Source organism: Pseudomonas sp. FW215-R2, from assembly GCF_058789255.1.
Genome location: NZ_JBYTBO010000030.1, coordinates 1 through 21641, shown reverse-complemented (window position 1 = coordinate 21641; position 21641 = coordinate 1). Strand labels below are relative to the sequence as shown.

At 62.2% G+C, this 21641-nt stretch carries 20 protein-coding genes; 6 read left to right on the top strand and 14 right to left on the bottom strand.

Going from position 1 to position 21641, the window contains the following annotated elements:
- Positions 1-58: 58 nt before the first annotated feature.
- The 7 genes from AC3WRD_RS27845 to AC3WRD_RS27815 all read right to left on the bottom strand — a co-directional run bounded on the left by AC3WRD_RS27845 (position 59) and on the right by AC3WRD_RS27815 (position 7469).
- A complete protein-coding gene (locus AC3WRD_RS27845; protein ID WP_102620972.1) occupies positions 59-1699 on the bottom strand; it encodes a BatD family protein in 1641 nt (546 codons plus the stop codon).
- Complete coding sequence (locus tag AC3WRD_RS27840; protein WP_102620973.1) at positions 1696-3432, bottom strand: tetratricopeptide repeat protein; 1737 nt, start codon at positions 3430-3432, stop codon at positions 1696-1698. Before AC3WRD_RS27840 ends, AC3WRD_RS27845 begins: the two co-directional genes overlap by 4 nt.
- Positions 3429-4508, bottom strand: coding sequence for a vWA domain-containing protein (locus tag AC3WRD_RS27835; protein WP_102620974.1), 1080 nt, complete (start codon positions 4506-4508; stop codon positions 3429-3431). Before AC3WRD_RS27835 ends, AC3WRD_RS27840 begins: the two co-directional genes overlap by 4 nt.
- The gene (locus tag AC3WRD_RS27830) at positions 4501-4998 is read right to left on the bottom strand and encodes a DUF4381 domain-containing protein (protein WP_102620975.1); all 498 of its coding nucleotides are present in this window, start codon (positions 4996-4998) and stop codon (positions 4501-4503) included. The genes AC3WRD_RS27835 and AC3WRD_RS27830 overlap by 8 nt, the downstream gene beginning before the upstream one ends.
- The gene (locus tag AC3WRD_RS27825; protein WP_096820033.1) at positions 4995-5939 is read right to left on the bottom strand and encodes a DUF58 domain-containing protein; all 945 of its coding nucleotides are present in this window, start codon (positions 5937-5939) and stop codon (positions 4995-4997) included. Before AC3WRD_RS27825 ends, AC3WRD_RS27830 begins: the two co-directional genes overlap by 4 nt.
- Positions 5940-5944: 5 nt before the next feature.
- Positions 5945-6904, bottom strand: a complete 960-nt coding sequence (locus tag AC3WRD_RS27820; RefSeq protein WP_007913915.1) for an AAA family ATPase — start codon at positions 6902-6904, stop codon at positions 5945-5947.
- Between the two features lie 211 nt (positions 6905-7115).
- Entirely contained in the window at positions 7116-7469 is a 354-nt protein-coding gene (locus AC3WRD_RS27815) for a hypothetical protein (RefSeq protein WP_096820032.1), read from the bottom strand.
- 504 nt (positions 7470-7973) lie between these two features.
- Here AC3WRD_RS27815 and AC3WRD_RS27810 point away from each other — a divergent pair.
- On the top strand, positions 7974-12860 hold the full coding sequence (locus AC3WRD_RS27810; RefSeq protein WP_096820031.1) for an NAD-glutamate dehydrogenase: 4887 nt from the start codon (positions 7974-7976) through the stop codon (positions 12858-12860).
- Positions 12861-13274: 414 nt separating this feature from the next.
- On the opposite strand, the gene AC3WRD_RS27805 is transcribed toward AC3WRD_RS27810, so the two are convergent.
- From AC3WRD_RS27805 to pdxR, 4 genes are all read right to left on the bottom strand, one after another.
- The gene (locus AC3WRD_RS27805) at positions 13275-13988 is read right to left on the bottom strand and encodes an ATPase (protein ID WP_102620976.1); all 714 of its coding nucleotides are present in this window, start codon (positions 13986-13988) and stop codon (positions 13275-13277) included.
- Positions 13989-14229: 241 nt separating this feature from the next.
- Complete coding sequence (locus AC3WRD_RS27800; RefSeq protein ID WP_102620977.1) at positions 14230-14631, bottom strand: cupin domain-containing protein; 402 nt, start codon at positions 14629-14631, stop codon at positions 14230-14232.
- Positions 14632-14816: 185 nt separating this feature from the next.
- The gene (locus tag AC3WRD_RS27795) at positions 14817-15110 is read right to left on the bottom strand and encodes a putative quinol monooxygenase (RefSeq protein WP_096820028.1); all 294 of its coding nucleotides are present in this window, start codon (positions 15108-15110) and stop codon (positions 14817-14819) included.
- Positions 15111-15233: 123 nt separating this feature from the next.
- Entirely contained in the window at positions 15234-16667 is a 1434-nt protein-coding gene (gene pdxR / locus AC3WRD_RS27790) for a MocR-like pyridoxine biosynthesis transcription factor PdxR (protein ID WP_102620978.1), read from the bottom strand.
- 197 nt (positions 16668-16864) lie between these two features.
- Between pdxR and AC3WRD_RS27785 the strand changes: the two genes are divergently transcribed.
- The gene (locus AC3WRD_RS27785) at positions 16865-17305 is read left to right on the top strand and encodes a carboxymuconolactone decarboxylase family protein (protein ID WP_096820026.1); all 441 of its coding nucleotides are present in this window, start codon (positions 16865-16867) and stop codon (positions 17303-17305) included.
- Positions 17306-17464: 159 nt separating this feature from the next.
- Here the strand turns inward: AC3WRD_RS27785 and AC3WRD_RS27780 are convergent, their stop codons facing one another.
- Positions 17465-17779, bottom strand: a complete 315-nt coding sequence (locus AC3WRD_RS27780) for a hypothetical protein (RefSeq protein WP_102620979.1) — start codon at positions 17777-17779, stop codon at positions 17465-17467.
- 195 nt (positions 17780-17974) lie between these two features.
- Between AC3WRD_RS27780 and AC3WRD_RS27775 the strand changes: the two genes are divergently transcribed.
- From AC3WRD_RS27775 to AC3WRD_RS27765, 3 genes are read left to right on the top strand one after another with little or no spacing between them, the layout of a single operon-like run.
- Positions 17975-18649 (top strand): STN domain-containing protein, encoded by a 675-nt coding sequence (locus tag AC3WRD_RS27775; protein ID WP_102620980.1) that lies wholly within the window; start codon positions 17975-17977, stop codon positions 18647-18649.
- A complete protein-coding gene (locus AC3WRD_RS27770) occupies positions 18646-19197 on the top strand; it encodes an RNA polymerase sigma factor (RefSeq protein WP_102620981.1) in 552 nt (183 codons plus the stop codon). Before AC3WRD_RS27775 ends, AC3WRD_RS27770 begins: the two co-directional genes overlap by 4 nt.
- Positions 19198-19230: 33 nt before the next feature.
- Positions 19231-20169, top strand: coding sequence for a FecR family protein (locus AC3WRD_RS27765; RefSeq protein WP_102620987.1), 939 nt, complete (start codon positions 19231-19233; stop codon positions 20167-20169).
- Here the strand turns inward: AC3WRD_RS27765 and AC3WRD_RS27760 are convergent, their stop codons facing one another.
- Both AC3WRD_RS27760 and gspH read right to left on the bottom strand, forming a co-directional pair.
- A complete protein-coding gene (locus AC3WRD_RS27760; protein WP_102650872.1) occupies positions 20170-20778 on the bottom strand; it encodes a type II secretion system protein GspJ in 609 nt (202 codons plus the stop codon). It abuts the gene before it with no gap.
- Positions 20775-21227: a type II secretion system minor pseudopilin GspH gene (gene gspH, locus AC3WRD_RS27755; protein WP_011334577.1), complete on the bottom strand. Its 453-nt coding sequence runs from the start codon at positions 21225-21227 to the stop codon at positions 20775-20777. Before gspH ends, AC3WRD_RS27760 begins: the two co-directional genes overlap by 4 nt.
- Positions 21228-21360: 133 nt before the next feature.
- Between gspH and AC3WRD_RS27750 the strand changes: the two genes are divergently transcribed.
- On the top strand, positions 21361-21641 hold a 281-nt coding region (locus AC3WRD_RS27750), incomplete at its 3' end, for a general secretion pathway protein GspC (protein WP_102650873.1).

The window sequence follows — 21641 nt, the reverse complement described above, 5'->3', positions numbered from 1 at the left end:
AACGAATTCGAGCGCGACGTGCGGCATCGTTTGATGTCGTTTGCTGGTGTTCTTTCGCTTACTTCGGATAAAGCGGCGGTAACCCACTGTCCCCAACCGGATCCTGCACCCGCTCCGCCGTCGGAATCGTCCGGATCGCCCGCCACAGATCCTCACCCTGCCAATGCTGCCCGGTCTCGCTATACAGCGCGCCGTTCAAACCGTCGAGCGCATCCGACAGCGGCACAAATCGCGCCGCCATATCCGCCAGGGTTTCCGGCTGCTGACGGGCCCAGGCGTCGAGGGCCTGGCGGGTGGCGTGGGGGTCGTTGGCCTGGCTGGCGCGTTTGATGTCGTCGAGCAGGGTGCGCGGGCTCGGGCCGGTTTGCGCGGCGCGCAGGATCGCCGGTTGCCAGCGGGCACGCCACCACAGGCCGAAGCCGAGCAGGGTGGTACAGGCCAGAATCAGTGTGCTGAGTTTCCACCACCACAGCGCTTCACTGTCGGCGCCGCTGAGTGGTTGTGCGCTGCCCGCCGGGGTGTCGACTTGCAGGCTCGGGTTGTTCACCACTTGCAGAGTGCGCGCCGGCAGGCTGGTGTGTTCCAGGTGATCTTCGAAGGTGTTCCACCACACCACGTCCACGGTCGGCAGTTCGATCGAACCACTGCGACTCGGCACCAGCGCTTCGCGTTCTTCACGGCTGCCGATCAGACCGCGCTCGCTGCTCTGATTGTTGAGCACCGGCTGATCCGGATAGCGGCGCAAGCCATTGGCCTCGGTGGCGGGCAGGGCGGGCAGTTGTGAACTGGCGAGGCCTTCGACCTTGAGGGTCAGGCTGCGGGTCAGAGAGTCGCCGACCTGCGTGTGATCCGGCTCCGGGTTCCAGCTCTCGCTCAGGCTCAGGCTGCGGGCCGGCAACCACGGCGCATCGCTCGGATAAGTGATCGGTTTGGGTTTGACGGTCAGCGGGATTTCCGAGGACGCGACGCGCAGCAATTTGCCGGTTTTCGGCCCTTGGGCGGTGGGATCTTTTGCCGGCTGGGTGTCGACCAATGTGGCGCTGAAGGTCTGCGGGGTGATGGTCAGCAAACCACTGTGCTGCGGATAGATCGCATAGCGCATCTCGATCACGCCATGCCGAACACCGTTGATGTCTTTTTCGTAGGTGCGCGTGTCGCCCAGTTGCTCGATGCGCGCGTCGGCGATCTGCAACGGAGTCACGCTGCTGTCGTCGTACAGCGAAACCGAATGGTAGATGCGCAGGGTCAGGACGGCCTGGGCCTGCACGTAGACGCTGGACTGGTCGAGGCTGGACTCGATGAACACCGGGTCGAGCGCATTCTTTTCTTCGTGAACGTCGCTTTCGACCACCTGCACGGTGATCGGCTGGCTCTCGGTTTCGCCGAGTTTCAACGGCGGAATTTCCACGCTGCCGTTCTGTTTCGGCAACAGAGTGATGATCCAGCGGGTGGTGGCGCGGTTCTCGTTATTGAGGGTGTTCAGCTGGTTGACCTGGCGCGTGCCGCGCACTTCGAACAACGGTTCCAGCGGGGTCAGATCAGGTTTGCCGAACTGCGTGACATCGTTGGATTCGAGGGTGAGTTCGACCGTCTCGCCGGAGTTCAGGCGACTGCGATCCACACTGGCTGTCAGCCCGGCCGCCTGGGCGGTGGCCGTGCAGATCAGCAGGGGCAGCAAGAGAGCGGTGAAACGGGTCATCGAGTGTTTTCCTGATCCTGATGTTGTTGCTGTTCGTACCAGAATTTGCGTCGCAGCAGTTCGCCCGGATCATCCGGGATCTTGCCCAGCCACTGTTCCAGTGCCTGGCGTTGCTCGCCTTCGACGTTGTCTTCGCTGGGGCGCAGCGTCGGGCTGGTGTTCTGTTCTTCGTCCGGCGCGCTGTTGGGCACTTCGTTGGGGCCTGGCTGCGGCGGGGTGGTCGGCGGTGGTTCACTGGCCGACTCCGCGGGCTGGGCTTCGCTTGGCGCATCATTCTTGACCGCCGGTGGCGGTGCAGTGGCGGGCGGTGGTTCGTCGCCCGGCACGTTCTGCTGCGTCGGTTGCTTCTCGGGCTCGGTCGGCGGCGGAGTGTTTTTCTGCTTGAGCAGGTTTTCCACCAGCGCCTTGTTGGTCAGCGCCGGGCGCAAATCCGGCTGCAACTCCAGAGCCTGTTCGTAGGCATCGATCGCCGCTTCCAGCTCACCGCTTTTCGCCAATGCGTTGCCACGATTGTAGTGGGCGCGGGCATCGCTGCCTTCGGCGAAACGCTGGGCGGCGCCACTGTAGTCGCCGGCCTCGTACAACGCCAGCCCTTGCCACTGATGATCTTCGAAGTGTTTCGCCGCTTCGGCAGGACGCTTCTGCTTGAGCAGGTGCAAACCCTGTTGATCGGGGCGCAGCCACAGGTCTTCGAAATCAAAAGCGTAGCTCGGCTGTGGCAGGCAAAACAGCAGCGGCAGGCAGAACAACCAGCCACGCCGCCCGGCACACGCGGCAAGCAGCAACAGCGGCAACAGCAGCCAGTAACCCTGATCGGCCCAGGTATCGAGGCGCAGGGTCTGGCCGTCGTTGCGCAGGCTGCGCGGGCCATTGAGCAGTCCAAGGCTGCCCAGATCCGACTCATCCAGCCGTGCGCTGTGGTACTCGCCGCCCACCGAATTGAGGAAGGCGCCGAGGCCGGGACTGTCGAGTTGCGGCACGCGGATCGCACCCTGGGCGTCCTTGAGGAAACTGCCGTCCTCCTGAGCAATCGGCGCGCCCTCGGCGGTGCCGATGCCGAGCATCAGCAACTGCGCCGATTGCCCGCTCAACGCATGGCGAATGCCTTGGCGTTCCTCATCGGACAGCGAAGAGCCGATCAGCAGGATTCGTCCCTGACCCAGCGCCCCCTGTTCCAGCAAGGCCAGCGCCTTGCTCACCGCAAGATCGGCGCGATGACCGCTCTCCGGCATCAGCGACGGCTTGAGGGCGTCAAGCAGGTTGCGACTGGTCGCCAGGTCGTCCGACAGCGGCACCAACGTATGAGCGCTGCCCGCGTAAACCACGATGGCGGTCTGCGCATCGCTGCGCGCCTTCAACAGATCGAACAGCTTGCGCCGGGCTTGCTCCAGACGCGTCGGCGGCGAGTCGGTGGCGAGCATTTCCGGGGTCAGCTCCAGCACAACTACTAGCGGATCCGCCGGTTTCTGACTGGTCTGCTCGACGCGCTCCCAGCTCGGCCCGAGCAGCGCCAGGATCGTCAGCAACCACGCAACGCCCAACGCAACCCACGGCAGTTTGCTGTCGCGACCGCTGCCGCCACTGAGCAATGCGGCATGGAACGCCGGCGGCAGAATCATCTGCCAGCGCCCGGCGCGTTTCTGCCGGTGCCAGAGCTGCCAGATCAACCAGCCGAGCAGCGGCAACAACAGTAACCACCAGGGACGGAACCAGTGCGGCCAGAGGGCGATCATCGGCGCCTCCGCAGACGCAAACGCTTGAGGCGCGCGCGCCAGTCAGGCAGGGGGCTTTGCAGATACAGCTCCTTGGTGAACAGCCGTTGCAACGGGTTGTCCGGCCACAATTCACGGGTAACCAGCAACATGCTCAACAGCAACGCCAATGCCAGAGGCCATTGATACAACGCCTGGGCCGGGCGTGCCTGGGTCGGTTGCTGGGCCACGGGTTCCAGTTGGTCGAGGGTGCCCTTGATCGCTTGCAGTTCCTTGCCGTCGCGGGCGCGGAAGTAGCGGCCGCCGGTAGCGTCGGCAATCGCCTTGAGTGCCGGCTCGTCGAGATCGAGGGTCGGATTGCCGCCGAGCAGTGCCGTGGCGCCGCTTTCTTCGGGGTCGGCACCGATGCCGATCGGATAGATTTTCACGCCTTCGTTGGCGGCCAGTTTTGCGGCGGTCAGCGGATCGATTTCGCCGCCGTTGTTGGCGCCGTCGGTGACCAGAATCAACACGCGGCTCTGCGCCGGGCGCATGCGCAGACGTTTCAGCGCCAGACCGATGGCGTCGCCAATGGCGGTGTTCTTGCCGGCGATGCCGATCCGCGCTTCGTCGAGCCACACCCGCACGGTGCGTCGGTCAAACGTCAGCGGTGCTTGCAGATAAGCCTGGCTGCCGAACAGGATCAAACCGACCCGGTCGCCATCGCGGCTTTCCAGAAAGTCACCGAGCAAATGCTGAACCAGTGACAGACGACTGACGTCCTCGTCGTTCCATTGCATGTCGGGGAAGTCCATCGAGCCGGACACGTCCACCGCCACCAGCAGATCACGACCGCTCGCAGCAATCGGCAGCGGTTCGCCGAGCCATTGCGGGCGGGCGGCAGCGATCAGCAGAAACAGCCACAACAGCATGAAGGGTGCCTGCTGGCGCCAGGCGGGCAGATTGGCGCGGGCACGGCGGCGTGCGAGGCCTTCCAGGTCACCGAGGAAACTCACCTTCAACGCCGGCTCGCCACTGTCGGCGACAGGCAGCACGAGACGCATCAGCCACGGCAGTGGCAACAGCACAAAGATCCACGGCCAGGCGAACTCAAACATGCTTGCGGATCCAGGTGTCGACGGCTTGCGTCAGGCCGGCAATGGCCTTGTCGTCGAGTTTGCACTCGGGTTTGTAGGCGCCCTCGACCAACACCATCCAGCGGGTCAGGCCGGCCGCGGGGCAGCGGTTGTCGAGAAACGCCAGCCATTTGCGCCCGTTGAGGGTGTGACTCTGGCTGTAGGGATAGTGGTTGCGGCACAGGCGTTTGAGCAGGCCGTTGAGTTGTTGCAGCCACGCGCCGGCTGGGGCGCCGTCGTAAGGCTTGACCATTTGCGCCAGCTCGGCGAGCGCGGCGATGCGCACCGGATCGAGCGGCAGTTCAGCGCGCACGATGGGTTTCTTCTTGATCGGGATGAAGCGGCGCAGACGCCACAGCACGATGCCGATCAGCGGCAGCAACAAAAGCAGCAGCCACCAGCCCGGCGCCGGCGGCCAGAAGGCAATCGGTGGCGGGGAAATCAGCGGTTGCAGTTGTTCGAGGCCGTTCATCGAACTTTCCCCGGGCGCTGCGGATTGAGGAACTCGCGCATCTGCTCGACCATTTCGCTTTGGGTACTCAACGGCATCAGCAACACCCGCAGTTTCTGCGCGAGCAGTTCCCAGCGGGCGATGCGTGCTTCGGCCTGGGCGCGATAGGTCTGGCGCAGGTCGAAGTTGAGGGTGTCGAGTTCCAGTTGCGCGCCGCGTTCAGCGAATCTCAGCAGCCCGGCAGCGGGCAGGGCGTGATCCAGCGGATCGGACAGCGGCAGCATCAGCAGGTCGCAATGACGCGACAGCAGGCTCAATTGCTGCTCGGCACTGTCAGTCAGTGCGCGCTCGTCACAGATCACGATCACCAGACTGCCCGGGCGCAGCACTTCACGAGCCCGGCGCAACGCCACGCCAAACGCATCGCGATCCGGCTCTCGCTCGCTGTGCAGCGACTGATTGACCTTCACCAGCCGGTTGAGCAGTTGCAGCAGGCTCTGCTTGCTGCGGCGCGGCTTGATTTCGTAATGCTCGTTGTCGCCGAACACCAGCCCGCCGACCCGGTCGTTGTGGCCCAGCGCGGCCCAGCCGATCAGCGCCGCCGCCTGCGCCGCGAGCACTGATTTGAACATTAGTCCGGAGCCAAAGAACAGCCGCGTGCTTTGCTCGACCATGATGAAAATCGGCCGCTCGCGCTCTTCATGGAACAGCTTGGTGTGCGGCTCCTGAGTCCGCGCGGTCACGCGCCAGTCGATGGTGCGCACGTCGTCGCCGGCCTGATAGACCCGCACCTGATCGAAGTCCACGCCACGGCCACGGAATTTCGAGTGGTGCAGGCCGATCAGCGGGCTGCGCTGGCTCGGCGTGGAAAACAGCTGCACTTCGCGCACGCGGTGACGCATCTCGATCAGCTCGGCGAGGCTGACGCGAATACCCGGTTCGGACGGCAGAGAGGCGTTCATCGGGGTCAAGCGACGGCTACGACGTCGAGAATCCGTTGCACCACCCGATCCTGGTCGATGCCGGCGGCTTCCGCCTCGAACGACAGAATGATGCGGTGACGCAACACGTCGAACAGTACCGCCTGGATGTCTTCCGGGCTGACGAAGTCGCGACCGGCCAGCCAGGCGTGAGCGCGGGCACAGCGGTCGAGGGCGATCGAGCCACGCGGACTGGCGCCGTAGGCAATCCATTCGGCCATTTCCGGGTCGAACTTGGCCGGGTTGCGCGTGGCCATGACCAGTTGCACGAGGTATTCCTCCACGGCGTCCGCCATGTACAGACCAAGGATTTCCTTGCGTGCGGCGAAGATCGCCTGCTGGCTGACCCGACGTTCTGGCTTGGTTTCGCCGTTCAGGGCTTCGCCCCGAGCCTGTTGCAGGATTCGGCGTTCGACGGCCGCGTCCGGAAAACCGATTTTTACGTGCATCAGGAACCGGTCGAGCTGCGCTTCGGGCAGCGGGTAGGTGCCTTCCTGCTCGATCGGGTTCTGCGTGGCCATCACCAGGAACAGCGGCGACAGCTCATAGGTGCTGCGCCCGACACTGACCTGACGTTCGGCCATCGCTTCGAGCAAGGCTGATTGCACCTTGGCCGGGGCACGGTTGATTTCGTCCGCCAGCACCAGGTTGTGGAAGATCGGGCCTTGCTGGAACACGAAACTGCCGGTTTCCGGGCGATAGATCTCGGTGCCGGTGATGTCGGCGGGCAGCAGGTCCGGGGTGAACTGAATGCGATGGAACTGGGCTTCGATGCCCTCGGCGAGCTCTTTGATCGCTTTGGTCTTGGCCAGACCCGGAGCGCCCTCGACCAGCATGTGGCCGTCGGCGAGCAGGGCGATGAGCAAGCGCTCGATGAGTTTTTCCTGGCCGAGAATCTGCGTTGAAAGAAAGGTTCGCAGCGCCAGCAGCGCTTCACGATGTTCCATCGATGACTGTTCCTGGAAAGGGTGGCCACAGGCGTTCGGATAACGCCGGGGCTGGGGGCGTTACTTTAATCCATCGCAGGGGGTGGCGACTAACGGCATTTTGCGCAAAGTGCGGGAAATGACCGGGGCAATTGTTGGAATTTTGTAGGGCGGGGGAGATGCGGTGTTCTTTGAGGCCCTTTCGCAGGCGAAAGGGCCGGCCCAGACGCCATCAAATCTGGCTGATAAAGGTGCCAGTACCGTCAAGAATGTTCTTCAGGGTTTCCTCGACCTCGGCCAGATCCACCATGTCCGGGTTGTAGGTGATTTCCAGCACATCATCACCATTCAACGCATCGGCATCCGCCGCCGCGATTTCGATTTTCAGCAGGGTCTTGGTCAAGGTGACTTTCACGCCATCGAGGGTGGACGGCTCGCCATCCAGCGTGATCTCCAGCTCATCCTCGTCCGGATAGCGGCTCATCAGAAACATGTCGCCCTTGTCGCTGTGGCAGCAGAGCATGGCCATGTTGTCTTCTTCGTCGTCGCACGGGTTGACGATCAAAAGGGCGGTGGTCATTTGCATGGGAAATTCCTGCCTCGGCGGGCTCGGTGGTCGCAATAAAGCGCGATTCTGCCAGCCCTCGGGAATTTCTGCTCGCCTGAGTGTCAGAGGATGTGTCGTGAACGCGACGCAGGTCAATGGTCATTTCTGGCACGCATGTACCGTAAAACCGGGGATTCAGACCGGCGTTCTGCCCCATGAATGCTAGTGTTTACCGATGCGCCTGCCTTGGTTTACGTGCCAATGACCGAATATGTCGCAGCACCGCAAGCAGACACATTGTCGCACCCATTAAGCTGCGCAACGGATGAGCACCCGTAAAGACATTGTCGGCAGCCCGGACAGTCGTTTTTGCAGATGCCCATTCATGGAAGGTGAATGTGACCTGAGTGTCTCGTCCAGCTTCACCCACCTGTCACCCTGTTTCCTCTGCCCGAGATTCAGGAACAGGGCGACAGAACGCCCCGAAAGGGGTTTTGTACGCGACGCTTTCCATCAATAACAAGCCCAAGCGGAGTACCACAGATGGCGTTCTTCACCGCAGCCAGCAAAGCCGACTTCCAGCACCAACTGCAAGCGGCACTGGCGCAGCACATCAGTGAACAGGCACTGCCACAAGTGGCGCTGTTCTCTGAACAATTCTTCGGCATCATTTCCCTGGACGAGCTGACTCAACGTCGCCTCTCCGACCTCGCTGGCTGTACTCTTTCTGCGTGGCGCCTGCTTGAGCGCTTCGATCACGCGCAACCGCAAGTGCGCGTCTACAACCCCGATTACGAACGTCACGGCTGGCAGTCGACCCACACCGCGGTCGAAGTGCTGCACCACGACCTGCCATTCCTGGTGGACTCGGTGCGTACCGAGCTGAACCGCCGCGGCTACAGCATCCACACCCTGCAGACCACCGTGCTCAGCGTGCGTCGTGGCAGCAAGGGCGAATTGCTGGAAATCCTGCCTAAAGGTTCGACCGGCGAAGGCGTACAACACGAATCGCTGATGTACCTGGAAATCGACCGCTGCGCCAACGCGGCCGAACTGAATGTGCTGACCAAGGAACTGGAACAGGTCCTGGGTGAAGTCCGCGTCGCGGTTGCCGATTTCGAGCCGATGAAGGCCAAGGTGCAGGAAATCCTCACCAAGCTCGATAACAGCGCATTCGCCGTCGAAGCCGACGAGAAGACCGAAATCAAGAGCTTCCTGGAATGGCTGGTGGGCAACCACTTCACCTTCCTCGGCTACGAAGAGTTCACCGTTGTCGATCAGGCCGATGGCGGCCATATCGAATACGACCAGAACTCCTTCCTCGGCCTGACCCGGATGCTGCGCACCGGTCTGACCAACGAAGACCGTCACATCGAAGACTACGCCGTGAACTACCTGCGCGAACCGACGCTGCTGTCGTTCGCCAAGGCTGCGCACCCGAGCCGCGTCCACCGTCCGGCTTACCCGGACTATGTGTCGATCCGCGAAATCGATGCCGACGGCAAAGTCATCAAGGAACACCGCTTCATGGGCCTGTACACCTCGTCGGTGTATGGCGAAAGCGTACGTGTCATCCCGTACATCCGCCGCAAGGTCGAAGAGATCGAGCGCCGTTCCGGCTTCCAGTCCAAGGCTCACCTGGGCAAGGAACTGGCACAGGTTCTGGAAGTGCTGCCGCGTGACGACCTGTTCCAGACCCCGGTCGACGAACTGTTCAGCACCGTGATGTCGATCGTGCAGATCCAGGAACGCAACAAGATCCGCGTGTTCCTGCGCAAAGACCCGTACGGCCGTTTCTGCTACTGCCTGGCTTACGTGCCGCGCGACATCTACTCCACCGAAGTCCGTCAGAAAATCCAGCAAGTGCTGATGGAGCGCCTGAAGGCGACCGACTGCGAGTTTTGGACCTTCTTCTCCGAGTCCGTGCTGGCCCGCGTGCAACTGATCCTGCGCGTAGACCCGAAAAACCGCATCGACATCGACCCGCTGCAACTGGAAAACGAAGTGATCCAGGCCTGCCGCAGCTGGCAGGACGACTACGCCGCCCTGACCGTTGAGACCTTCGGCGAAGCCAACGGCACCAACGTGCTGGCCGACTTCCCGAAAGGCTTCCCGGCCGGTTACCGCGAGCGTTTCGCTGCGCACTCGGCCGTGGTCGACATGCAGCACCTGCTGAACCTGAGCGAGAAGAAGCCGCTGGCCATGAGCTTCTACCAGCCGCTGGCTTCCGGCCCGCGCGAGCTGCACTGCAAGCTGTATCACGCCGATACCCCGCTGGCACTGTCCGACGTGCTGCCGATCCTGGAAAACCTCGGCCTGCGCGTGCTGGGCGAGTTCCCGTATCGCCTGCGTCACAACAACGGCCGCGAGTTCTGGATCCACGACTTCGCGTTCACTGCCGCTGAAGGCATGGACCTGGACATCCAGCAGCTCAATGACACCCTGCAGGACGCGTTCGTCCACATCGTGCGCGGCGACGCCGAAAACGATGCGTTCAACCGTCTGGTGCTGACCGCCGGCCTGCCATGGCGCGACGTTGCGCTGCTGCGTGCCTACGCTCGCTACCTGAAGCAGATTCGTCTGGGCTTCGACCTCGGCTACATCGCCAGCACCCTGAACAACCACACCGACATCGCTCGCGAACTGACCCGGTTGTTCAAGACCCGCTTCTACCTGGCACGCAAGCTGGGCAGCGATGATCTGGACGACAAGCAACTGCGTCTGGAACAAGCGATCCTGACCGCGCTGGACGACGTTCAAGTCCTCAACGAAGACCGCATCCTGCGTCGTTACCTGGACCTGATCAAAGCGACCCTGCGTACCAACTTCTACCAGACCGACGCCAACGGCCAGAACAAGTCGTACTTCAGCTTCAAGTTCAACCCGCACTTGATCCCTGAACTGCCGAAGCCTGTTCCGAAATTCGAAATCTTCGTTTACTCGCCACGCGTCGAAGGTGTGCACCTGCGCTTCGGCAACGTCGCTCGCGGCGGCCTGCGCTGGTCCGACCGTGAAGAAGACTTCCGTACCGAAGTCCTCGGCCTGGTAAAAGCCCAGCAAGTGAAGAACTCGGTCATCGTGCCGGTGGGTGCGAAGGGCGGCTTCCTGCCGCGTCGCCTGCCACTGGGCGGCAGCCGTGACGAGATCGCGGCCGAGGGCATCGCCTGCTACCGCATCTTCATCTCGGGTCTGTTGGACATCACCGACAACCTGAAGGACGGCAAACTGGTACCGCCGGCCAACGTCGTGCGTCATGACGACGATGACCCGTACCTGGTGGTCGCGGCGGACAAGGGCACTGCAACCTTCTCCGACATCGCCAACGGCATCGCCATCGACTACGGCTTCTGGCTGGGTGACGCGTTCGCGTCCGGTGGTTCGGCCGGTTACGACCACAAGAAAATGGGCATCACCGCCAAGGGCGCGTGGGTTGGCGTACAGCGCCACTTCCGCGAGCGCGGCATCAATGTCCAGGAAGACAGCATCACTGTGGTCGGCGTGGGCGACATGGCCGGTGACGTGTTCGGCAACGGCTTGCTGATGTCCGACAAGCTGCAACTGGTTGCTGCGTTCAACCACATGCACATCTTCATCGACCCGAACCCGAACCCGGCCACCAGCTTCGTCGAGCGTCAGCGCATGTTCGACCTGCCGCGTTCGGCATGGTCCGACTACGACACCAGCATCATGTCCGAAGGCGGCGGTATCTTCTCGCGCAGCGCGAAGAGCATTGCCATCTCCCCGCAGATGCAGGAACGCTTCGACATCAAGGCCGACAAGCTGACCCCGACCGAACTGCTGAACGCCTTGCTCAAGGCGCCGGTGGATCTGCTGTGGAACGGCGGTATCGGTACTTACGTGAAAGCCAGCACCGAAAGCCACGCCGATGTCGGCGACAAGGCCAACGATGCGCTGCGCGTGAACGGCAACGAACTGCGCTGCAAAGTCGTGGGCGAGGGCGGTAACCTCGGCATGACCCAACTGGGTCGTGTGGAATTCGGTCTCAATGGCGGCGGTTCCAACACCGACTTCATCGACAACGCCGGTGGCGTGGACTGCTCCGACCACGAAGTGAACATCAAGATCCTGCTGAACGAAGTGGTTCAGGCTGGCGACATGACCGGCAAGCAACGCGACCAGTTGCTGGCGAGCATGACCGACGAAGTCGGTGGTCTGGTGCTGGGCAACAACTACAAGCAGACTCAGGCCCTGTCCCTGGCGGCCCGTCGCGCTTATGCGCGCATCGCCGAGTACAAGCGTCTGATGAGCGACCTGGAAGGCCGTGGCAAGCTGGATCGTGCCATCGAGTTCCTGCCGACCGAAGAGCAACTGGCTGAACGCGTTGCCGAAGGCCACGGTCTGACCCGTCCTGAACTGTCGGTGCTGATCTCGTACAGCAAGATCGACCTCAAGGAGCAGTTGCTGGGCTCCCTGGTGCCGGACGACGATTACCTGACCCGCGACATGGAAACCGCGTTCCCGCCGACCCTGGTCAGCAAGTTCGCCGAAGCCATGCGCCGTCACCGTCTGAAGCGCGAAATTGTCAGCACCCAGATCGCCAACGATCTGGTCAACCACATGGGCATCACCTTCGTTCAGCGACTCAAAGAGTCGACCGGCATGACCCCGGCGAACGTGGCTGGCGCTTACGTGATCGTGCGTGACATCTTCCACCTCCCGCACTGGTTCCGTCAGATCGAAGCCCTGGACTACCAGGTCTCCGCTGACGTGCAACTGGAGCTGATGGACGAGCTGATGCGTCTGGGCCGTCGCGCTACGCGCTGGTTCCTGCGTGCCCGTCGCAACGAGCAGAACGCTGCCCGTGACGTCGCGCATTTCGGTCCGCACCTGAAGGAGCTGGGCCTGAAGCTGGACGAGCTGCTGAGCGGCGAAATCCGCGAAAACTGGCAGGCGCGTTATCAGGCTTACGTCGCAGCCGGTGTACCGGAGCTGTTGGCACGTATGGTGGCGGGGACTACCCACCTCTACACGCTGCTGCCGATCATCGAGGCTGCCGACGTGACCGGTCAGGACCCAGCCGAAGTGGCCAAGGCGTACTTCGCCGTGGGCAGCGCGCTGGACATCACCTGGTACATTTCGCAGATCAGCGCCTTGCCGGTTGAAAACAACTGGCAAGCCCTGGCCCGCGAAGCGTTCCGCGACGACGTCGACTGGCAGCAACGTGCGATCACCATCGCCGTTCTGCAAGCGGGCGGCGGTGATCTGGACGTGGAAGCGCGTCTGGCTCTGTGGATGGCGCAACACGACGCGATGATCCAGCGCTGGCGCGCCATGCTGGTGGAAATCCGTGCCGCCAGCGGCACCGACTACGCCATGTACGCGGTGGCCAACCGCGAGCTGAACGACGTGGCGCTGAGCGGTCAGGCCGTTGTGCCTGCTGCGGCGACTGCGGAGCTTGAGCTTGCTTGAGTAGCCGTTGAATGAAAAAGCCCCGCTCTCGAAAGAGGCGGGGTTTTTTATGCCTGTTAGGTTTTTCGTTGTCCTTTAGATCCTACCCCCTCACCCCAGCCCTCTCCCCCAAGGGGGCGAGGGGGAAAGGGAGCAGATCTTCATGCTTTTCAAACTCAAGTTCGACTCGATATTTCAAGTCGGTGTAACTCCAGCAATCACCTCGGTCAGTCCCCTCTCCCCCCGGGAGAGGGCTAGGGTGAGGGCAGCAGTCTAACTATCACCACAAGGGAACTGATCTTCATGCCTTTCAAGCCTGAATTCGACTCGATGTTTCAAGTCGGTGTAGCTCTAACAAGCACCTCGGTCAGTTCCCTCTCCCTACGGGCGGTCCGACGTTTCGGGAGGGTTAGGGTGAGGGCAGCGGTCTGATTGTCACTGCAACTTATGTGTTTGTTTAGTATCGAGCATCGACACATTACCTGCCGGCCTGGTCAACAAATTACTGAGCGACTGGTCAAACTTCTGCAACGCCCGAACCTGAACTTCCTGCTGCTGATTTATATCCGCGACAATCTCCTCCGAACGCTTGAAGTCAGCCCAGACCGGCGTCAACTCTTTCGCCTCGGAGCCCTTGGCCGTCCCGATATAGTTCAACTTCCCGTCATAAAAGTCCGCACTCACATCCGCCTTGATGTCCGAACTGCGCGAGGTAATCAATTGGCTGTGAGTGTCGACGATCGCCACCACATCCGGGTTGGCCGCACGCAGGCTTTGCATGTCCGGGTACACCGTGACCGAGCCGAACTGGCGTTGCAGCGAGGCTTTTACCCAGTCCACGGCCATGTCCGGTTTCGAAGTGGCGACGTAGGCGTCATGGATCGGCTGCACCAATAAACTCTGGCCGAAACCGGTGCCGGCGTTGGCCTGATAGTCGCGCAGGTATTCGCGGTTGGTCTGGGTGCTCGGGCTGTAGACGACGCCCAGCGAGACACCGGGACCGCTTTTGACCTGGGCGGCGCTGCTGCGGCCGACCGGTTGGGTGAACAGCGTGTCGAGGGAAGAAACCGCTTTTGGAGCGGTGGGAACGGAACAGGCGGACAACGCTAAAACTGATATCGCCAAGGTACTGGCAAAGGCAAGTTTCATGGTGAGTCTCCCGTGAAGCAACTTCAGTCGGAAAGTCAGAGGTGTCGGGGTTGATTAAATGGAACCGGCGACAGTTGCCTCAGACTACTCCCGCGAAACTGAAAACAACCTGACAATTTGCTGAATGACTGTCATGCAATAGTTTTATTGGCTGTAAGCGTTTTTGATTAATTGCCGCGGGAAATAAAAAAGGCGCCAATCAACGATTTGCGCCTTTTATTTATGGCTGGTTAAACAACCATCAGTTTTTCAATGGGATCAGCACTTGCTCGTCCGGCGACAGCACCATGAACACCAGCAACTTGGCTGGCTTGGTTTTGCTGGCGTTTTTCGACACCAGATGTTCGGAGCCGGCGGGTTCGTACCAGAACTGGCCCTTCTTGTAGGTGATCGCTTGTTCGCCCTTGACCTGGGAAGTCACTTCGCCTTCGAGCACATACGCCATGGCCGTGCCGTCGTGTTTGTGGGCGATGGAGGACTGGCCGGGTTTGTAGTCGACTTCGATCATCATGGCTTTTTTGCCCGGGACATTTTTCAGCATCTGGTCCTGCAAGACCGAGATTTTCTCGGAGGCATCGTGGGCCAGAACTGGAACGGAGATGCTCAGGGCAAGCGCGGCGGCGAAGCAGTGCAGGAGTTTCATGGTGGGTCACCTGTGAAGTGGGGGAGTCGGTCTTCACAGTAGTCCGCGTGCCGGTCTAATCAAACGGCCAATATTCGGGAAGATCGGGTGACCAATCCTGATTCCCCGCAAACCAGAAAAACCAAAGCCTTCGGCAGCCTCGCGGGTTTCCCCGAGGCTGCCGAAGGCTGCAATTTTCTGGAGTTTCAAACGATAGGAAACGAGTTGAAATCGACGCTGTTGGCCAGCCGACTGTCGATCAGATCGATAAACCCCTGCGCCTCAGGCCGGTTGAAATGCGCCTGCATCGCCGCTTCCGACTGCCAATGGGCACTGACCGTCCAGCGGTGGCTGTCGTCGGGGCAGCGGTCGACCATATAGGAATCGCAGCCCGGTGTTTCGCGCAGGGTTTCGACGATCTTCTGCAACTGCTTGCCCAGCTCCTCGGAGCGGCCGGCAGCAGCCTGCACCTGTACGGTGTTGATCACTTCGTTGGACATTGCTCACACTCCTGAATCAGGCCGGACGAATCCTGCTCATTGAGGGATAACGCCTGTGCAGAATAGGCCTGCACCCCCGGATCACCAATAACCAATCGGCGGGTAATCCGTTAGACCAATCTATCAGGCGACCTGTTGCAGAATGTCGCGCAGGCGATCCAGCGCGATATCGATGTCCAGCGTCTCGATGGCGCCGAAGCCGAAGTACATCCCGCTTCTGGCCGGCTGCTGGTAATAGAAGCCGTCGATGGCGTATAGGCCGACTTCGACCTTTTTCGCCAGTTCGATCACCAGCGGCAAGTCGATCGGCACCCGGCAGAACACCGCCATATGAAAGCCCGCGCTCGCCGGCACGGCCTCCAGCCACGGCGCGAGGTCGGTGGCCATGCGCGCCAGGATCCGCTCGCGGCGCTGGGCGTAAATGGTGTGGCAGCGGCGAATGTGCTTGAGCAGGCAGCCCTCGGCGATGAACTTGGCCAGCGCCCATTGCGGCAGGGTGGAAGCGTGCAGATCGGTGAGCTGCTTGGCACGGATCACCGCTTCGAGGATCGCTGGCGGCAGGATCGCGTAACCGAGCCGCAGCTCTGGCAGCAGGGTCTTGGAGAAGGTGCCGACGTAGGCGACGATGCCGCGCTGATCGAGGTTGTGCAGCGAATCCGTCGGCCGGCCCTCGTAGCGGAACTCGCTGTCATAGTCGTCCTCGATGATGATCGCGCCGAGCTCGTAGGCCCGGGCCAGCAAGGCCTCGCGCCGCGCCTGGCTCATCGACATGCCCAGCGGGAACTGGTGCGACGGCGTTACATAGATCAACCGGGTGCCGTCGGGAATGTGCTGCACCTGAATCCCTTCCGCATCCACCGGCACCCCGACCACGGTGGCGCCGTGAGTACCGAACAGCAGCCGTGCCGGCGGATAGCCCGGATCTTCCATCGCCACCAGACTTCCGGGGCGCAGCAGCACCCGGGCGATCAGGTCCAGCGCCTGCTGCGCGCCGTTGCACACCACAATGTCTTCGTCCTGGCAGTTCACGCCACGGGAAAACGCGATGTGCCGGGCAATCGCATTGCGCAGCGCCGGCAAGCCTTCCGCAACGCTGTAAAAACCTTTGGAACCCGCCATTTGCCGCATCGCATGGGATACACAGCGGCGCCAGTCATCGTGGGGGAACTGGCCCTTGCTGGTGGCGCCGCCGATGAAGTCGTAGCGCAGCGAGCCTTCCAGCGTCGGATGGCGCAAGAACACCGGCAGGTTGCACCAGCTCTCGATCACCTCGGAACTGGCCAGCTCGGAATGGCTTTGCTTGCGCTGCACCGGCGTGGCGCGAGCGTTGACGTAAGTGCCTTTGCCGATCACCCCGGTGAGGAAATTTTCGTAAGTCAGCTGCGCGTAAGTGTCGGAAATGGTCTTGCGCGAAATCCCCAGTTGCTCGGCGAGCAAGCGGCTGGGCGGCAGTTGCGTGCCGGCGGCCAGACGCCCGGATTCAATGGCGCCCCGCAGCTGCTGATACAACTGACCGGCCAGATCCTTGCGGCCGTTGATCACGACATGAAGTTCCATACCGACGGGGCTCTCCGGGAAATTGAGTGTGCCGGCCAGATTACTCCCGAATGCACGCGGGGCAGAAGTTGCGTGGAGCAAAAACCGGAAATTGGTCAAGGTTCAGTGGTCTGCCGGTTTTCCGTGGAATTGGGGCTGTAACCCTGGCGCACCAGCGCTTACCGTGAAATCACTCTTCTGCTGCCCGAGGCCCGCCCATGTCCCCGCGTCTGGATTACTACAGCGCTTCACCCAAAGCCATGAAAGCGATGATTGCCCTGGAAGCGCTGACCAGCAGCCTGAGCATCGAGGCGCCGTTGCTGCACCTGATCAAGATCCGCGCCTCGCAACTCAACGGCTGCGCGTTCTGCACCGACATGCATTCGGTGGAAGCGCGGCGGGCAGGGGAGACGGATCGGCGGCTGTACGCCATCGCGGTCTGGCGCGACAGCGGCTTCTTCAATCTGCGCGAGCGGGCCGCGCTGGCCTGGACCGAGGCGGTGACGCTGCTGGCGGATAGCCGGGTGCCTGACGATGTTTATCAGCAGGCGCGGGAACAGTTCAACGAGACGGAACTGGTGGACCTGACCATGGCTGTCAGCACCATCAACAGCTGGAATCGTCTGGCGGTGAGTTTTCGGCAGATTCCCAGTGACTGATCACTAGCCGTTGATCGCTCCCACGCCCCCACACGTTGATCGTTCCCACGTCGAGGCGTCGAACCGTCCGCGTGGGAATGCCTCTGGGGACGCTCCGCGTCCAGTGACGCAGAGCGTCACGGGCTGCATTCCCACGCAGGAGCGTGGGAACGATCAAAGCTAGTTCGGTGACCGCTGCGGTTTCACCGACGTGCCAAACGTATTGCCCATCCGCGTCGACGTGGCCGCCGGCGTCGCCAGCCCCACCTGATTCGGCGGGCGCTTGTTGACCGGCACATTCATCGCTTCCTGATTCTTCTGCGCAGCCGCCGCGCCGTCGGGGTTGTTGCCCATCTGCTGGCTCAGGCAGTCGTAATTCGGCGCCTTGTAACCGCCCACGGTCACTTCGACGCAACCCACCGCCTGCTCGGCATGCACGCCGCCCGACAGCGTCAACAACAGCCCGCTCAGCGCCAATGTCCACAGTGATTTCATGCTGGCCTCCTGGCCGGCCCGAAGGGGCCGCTCTAGCTCAAGAGTCTAGTGCAATGGCGGCGCCGATCCCGTGATGGTTTTTTTGCAGTGGCCGTCACACCAGATTCATAAACAGCCCTCAGGATGACGGTTTTCAGGGATACATCAGCCGTGCAGCGAGGCCGTGCCAGGGAGGATGTTGTGCGCTCAGCGCTCATGCGCCAGCTCTGTCTGGGGCTGCTGCTTGGCTTGTTTCTGAGCCGCGCCAGCGCCGACCCGGTGCCGGCGTCGATGCGCATGACGCTGCACATCCCGGCCCAGGAACTGGCCCGCGCCCTCGATCAGTTCAGCCGCGCCACCGGCATGGCGGTGCTGGTCGATAGTCAGTTGAGTCGCGGTCGCCGCTCGTTGGCGGTGGATGGCGAATTCACCGCCGCCGAAGCGTTGCGCCGGATGCTCGGCGGCAGCGGGTTGATGGCCAAGTACAGCCGCGACGACGCGTTCACCTTGCAGGTGGCGCAAGTCGAGGAAGTGCCATTGCTGGCGGAGAAACCAACCCCCGCCAGCGCAGCGGTCAACCGCAGTTACGCCACGGCGGTGCAGGCTGCGATTGAACGCAACCTGTGCCGCTCGCCGCTGACCCGGCCCGGCAGTTTTCGCGCGGTGTTGCAGCTGTGGATCGGCCGCGACGGCGTGGTGCAGCACAACCGGTTGGTCACCACCACCGGCGATGTTCGGCGCGATGCAGCGCTGGTAGACAGTTTTCACACGCTCAGGATCGACCGGCCGACACCCGGCGCATTGCGCCAGCCAGTCACCTTGCTGTTGTTACCCGAATCGTCAGGAAAGCGCATGGAATGCACACAATGGGAAGGAGTTTCCGGGGGATGAAAGACGCCGGACAAAGTTCGATGGTCCAGCTGTTCCTGACGTCCTACGAGGACTTTCGGGTGCGCCTGCGACGCCGTCTCGGCTCGGAGGACCTGGCCAACGACGTGCTGCACGAAACCTACCTGCGGGTCGACCGCATGGAAGCGCCGCCGAACCTGCTGCGGCCCAACGCCTACCTCTATCGCATGGCCCTGAACATCGCCGCCGACCGCCGCCAGGCCGATGCGCGGCTGCTCACCGGCAGCGAAATCGAAGAACTGCTGCAAGTCAGCGACGAAGCGCTGGACCCGATGCGCGTAGTCGGCGGCCAAAAGGAAATCCAGTCCCTGCTCAGCGCCCTCTACGAGCTGCCGGCCCGGCGCCGCCGGATCTTCATCGCCGCACGCCTGGAAGAAGCGCCACACCTGGAAATCTCCCAGCGTTTCGGCATCTCCACGCGCATGGTCGAGAAGGAAATCAAGGCTGCCCTCGGACACTGCGCGGCCAAACTGGAAAGAAAAGTGTTTCAGCGGTTCGGTCGCGGGGCCGGAAAACCGTCTAGTGAATGAAGCTCCCGATCAACCCGTCGAGTACCTGTGCGTTTGAACATCTTCCGTCTGACACCTGCCGAGCCCACGCCTGCCGAGCGTCTGCAAAGCGAAGCCCGCGACTGGCTGATCCTGCTGACCTCCGGCCGCGCCACGGTCGCCGACGCCCGAGCGTTGCGCCAGTGGTGCGCCCAAAGCCCCGAACACGCCCGCGCCTTCGAAGAGTGCAAAGCCTTGTGGCACCTGCTGCAACCGGCGGCCGAAGCGACGCAGGCGCCACGTCGGTTTGGACGCCGGGCCTTTCTCGGTGGCGCGATTGCCGCATCGGCGGCGTTCCTGCTGGTACGCGGCACGATTCCGGGCGGGTTCTCCGGGCTCGGCGCCGATTACATCACTGAAGTCGGCCAGCAACGTCGGGTCGAACCGGCCGATGGCCTGAGCCTGGAATTGAACACCCAGACCCGCATCAACCAGCGCTCGGTGGATGAGGGCGTGCAAGGCTTTGAACTGGTCAGCGGCGAAGTCGAAGTGCAAACCGCACGGCTGCCGATGGCGATGCAGGCGGGTGGTGGTTGGCTACGGGCGAGCAGGGCGCGATTCAACTTGCGAAACCTCGATCAACAGGTCTGTGTGACTTGCCTGGATGGCGCAGTAGAAGTGGAAGTTGAAGGCCGCAGCCTGCGACTGGAACCGGGCCAGCAATTGACCTATGACGCGCAACAGGTTGGCACGGTGCAAAGCGTCGACACGGCGGCGGTGATGAACTGGCGTCAGCAAGTGCTGGTGTTCAACGGTGCGACGCTGAGCCAGATGATTGATGAGATCAACCGCTATCGCCCGGGGATGTTGTTGCTGCTGAATCGCGATCTCGGCCAGCGTCGGGTGCAGGCGCGGTTCTCCCTCGATCAACTGGCCGGCGTAGGTGCACTGATCCGTGATGCCTACGGCGTCAAATGCACCGAACTGCCGGGCGGTGTAGTCGTTCTTAGCTGATCACTGCAAGGGCCCCATGACCTGCCGGTACTTCTCCGGCCCTTGCGGTGTTTGCCGAGTCAACCGCACCTCCAACCCCAACGGATCCTCCCGCCGATTCCCACTCAACTGCCGCCACCCCTTGTCCGTCTCCCAAACCCGCACCTGCAAATCACTCACATCACCCAACACCGCCACCCCCGCCGTCGGCGCCGGCAACGGATAACGACTCCGCGCCGGCGCCACCGCGCGATACAACGTGTCCCCCTTGAGCCACCAGCGCACCCGCTGCAACGCCCCCGGCTGATCCGCCGCGCTACGAATAATGTCCAGCCGAAACCCCTTGCTGTCACTGCTGCGCACCGTAACGGCAGGCGGGGCCGTCGCCGGTTCATCCTCCGTGCCGACCTTCTTCGGCTCCGTCAACTCGATCCCGGCGCGCATCTCCACATCCCGCTGCATCTGATTCAACGCCCGCAACAGGCTGTCGCTCTGCTCACCACTGGCCTGCAAATGGCTGTCGGCGCGGGTGACACTGTCCAGCCCCTTCCAGGCAATCAGACTGACCACCGCCATCAACAGAATCGCGACCATCACCTCGATCAGCGTAAAACCTTGTTGTCTGTTCATTGCACGCTAATCCGGCCCGAAGCATCCCGCAGCACACTCAACCGATTGAGCCCGTCAGACAGCGTCAACTGCAGCGGCGGATTGATCCACTCCGCGTTGAGCACCACTTTCTGCTTCGGCTCCACCCGAACCTCCAGCTTCGGACTCTGCCAGGGACGCGGCCGCAACTGCGGGTCCCGATCGAAATGATCAAACCCCTTGCCACTGTCACTGCGCCGACTGAACCGAAACCCCTTGCCATCGCTCAACCACGCAATCGGCCGGCCATCGGCGCGGGCCTCGGCCTGGGCAATCTGCAGCAACTGCGCCACGCGCTCGGCGTCCTTGCGCAACAACTGCAACGGATCGGGCTTGATACTCAGACTGATCGCCGCACTGGCGATGCCGATGATCACCAGCACCACCATCAACTCGATCAGCGTAAAACCCTGCTGCCTGCACCGGTTCATCGAATGCGCACTCCTTTGCGTCCAGTCCCGTCCCAAAAAACCATCCTGCACGGCCAACATGTAAGGCGTGTGAAATAAAACCGTGAGAATTGCCGCGTAGTCTGGTCAACGGGACTAAAAGGAGATTCAGCCCATGAGATTCACCGCACGCTTTTCACCCCCCCAACTCATCCAGGCCGCCGCACTGCTGGCCGCCTTGGTCGGCATCGCCACCTGGTCATCCCTGCTCCTGACCACCGCCGAATCCCACACCCCGGCGGCCACCCCGCAATTGCTCGCGGCGCGCAGCGATAACCCGGCGTTGCAGTGGTTTTCCAACCGCACGGCACCGGTGGAGATCAAGGTCAGTGGCGTGATGGCGGGGAGTCGCGGGGCGGTGGCGATTTTGAGTTTGAACGATGGGCCGCCGAGGAG

Coding starts and splice junctions, on each gene's coding strand:
- AC3WRD_RS27845 (WP_102620972.1), bottom strand. CDS start 1,699: ATGACCCGTTTCACCGCTCTCTTGCTGCCCCTGCTGATCTGCACGGCC.
- AC3WRD_RS27840 (WP_102620973.1), bottom strand. CDS start 3,432: ATGATCGCCCTCTGGCCGCACTGGTTCCGTCCCTGGTGGTTACTGTTG.
- AC3WRD_RS27835 (WP_102620974.1), bottom strand. CDS start 4,508: ATGTTTGAGTTCGCCTGGCCGTGGATCTTTGTGCTGTTGCCACTGCCG.
- AC3WRD_RS27830 (WP_102620975.1), bottom strand. CDS start 4,998: ATGAACGGCCTCGAACAACTGCAACCGCTGATTTCCCCGCCACCGATT.
- AC3WRD_RS27825 (WP_096820033.1), bottom strand. CDS start 5,939: ATGAACGCCTCTCTGCCGTCCGAACCGGGTATTCGCGTCAGCCTCGCC.
- AC3WRD_RS27820 (WP_007913915.1), bottom strand. CDS start 6,904: ATGGAACATCGTGAAGCGCTGCTGGCGCTGCGAACCTTTCTTTCAACG.
- AC3WRD_RS27815 (WP_096820032.1), bottom strand. CDS start 7,469: ATGCAAATGACCACCGCCCTTTTGATCGTCAACCCGTGCGACGACGAA.
- AC3WRD_RS27810 (WP_096820031.1), top strand. CDS start 7,974: ATGGCGTTCTTCACCGCAGCCAGCAAAGCCGACTTCCAGCACCAACTG.
- AC3WRD_RS27805 (WP_102620976.1), bottom strand. CDS start 13,988: ATGAAACTTGCCTTTGCCAGTACCTTGGCGATATCAGTTTTAGCGTTG.
- AC3WRD_RS27800 (WP_102620977.1), bottom strand. CDS start 14,631: ATGAAACTCCTGCACTGCTTCGCCGCCGCGCTTGCCCTGAGCATCTCC.
- AC3WRD_RS27795 (WP_096820028.1), bottom strand. CDS start 15,110: ATGTCCAACGAAGTGATCAACACCGTACAGGTGCAGGCTGCTGCCGGC.
- pdxR (WP_102620978.1), bottom strand. CDS start 16,667: ATGGAACTTCATGTCGTGATCAACGGCCGCAAGGATCTGGCCGGTCAG.
- AC3WRD_RS27785 (WP_096820026.1), top strand. CDS start 16,865: ATGTCCCCGCGTCTGGATTACTACAGCGCTTCACCCAAAGCCATGAAA.
- AC3WRD_RS27780 (WP_102620979.1), bottom strand. CDS start 17,779: ATGAAATCACTGTGGACATTGGCGCTGAGCGGGCTGTTGTTGACGCTG.
- AC3WRD_RS27775 (WP_102620980.1), top strand. CDS start 17,975: ATGCGCCAGCTCTGTCTGGGGCTGCTGCTTGGCTTGTTTCTGAGCCGC.
- AC3WRD_RS27770 (WP_102620981.1), top strand. CDS start 18,646: ATGAAAGACGCCGGACAAAGTTCGATGGTCCAGCTGTTCCTGACGTCC.
- AC3WRD_RS27760 (WP_102650872.1), bottom strand. CDS start 20,778: ATGAACAGACAACAAGGTTTTACGCTGATCGAGGTGATGGTCGCGATT.
- gspH (WP_011334577.1), bottom strand. CDS start 21,227: ATGAACCGGTGCAGGCAGCAGGGTTTTACGCTGATCGAGTTGATGGTG.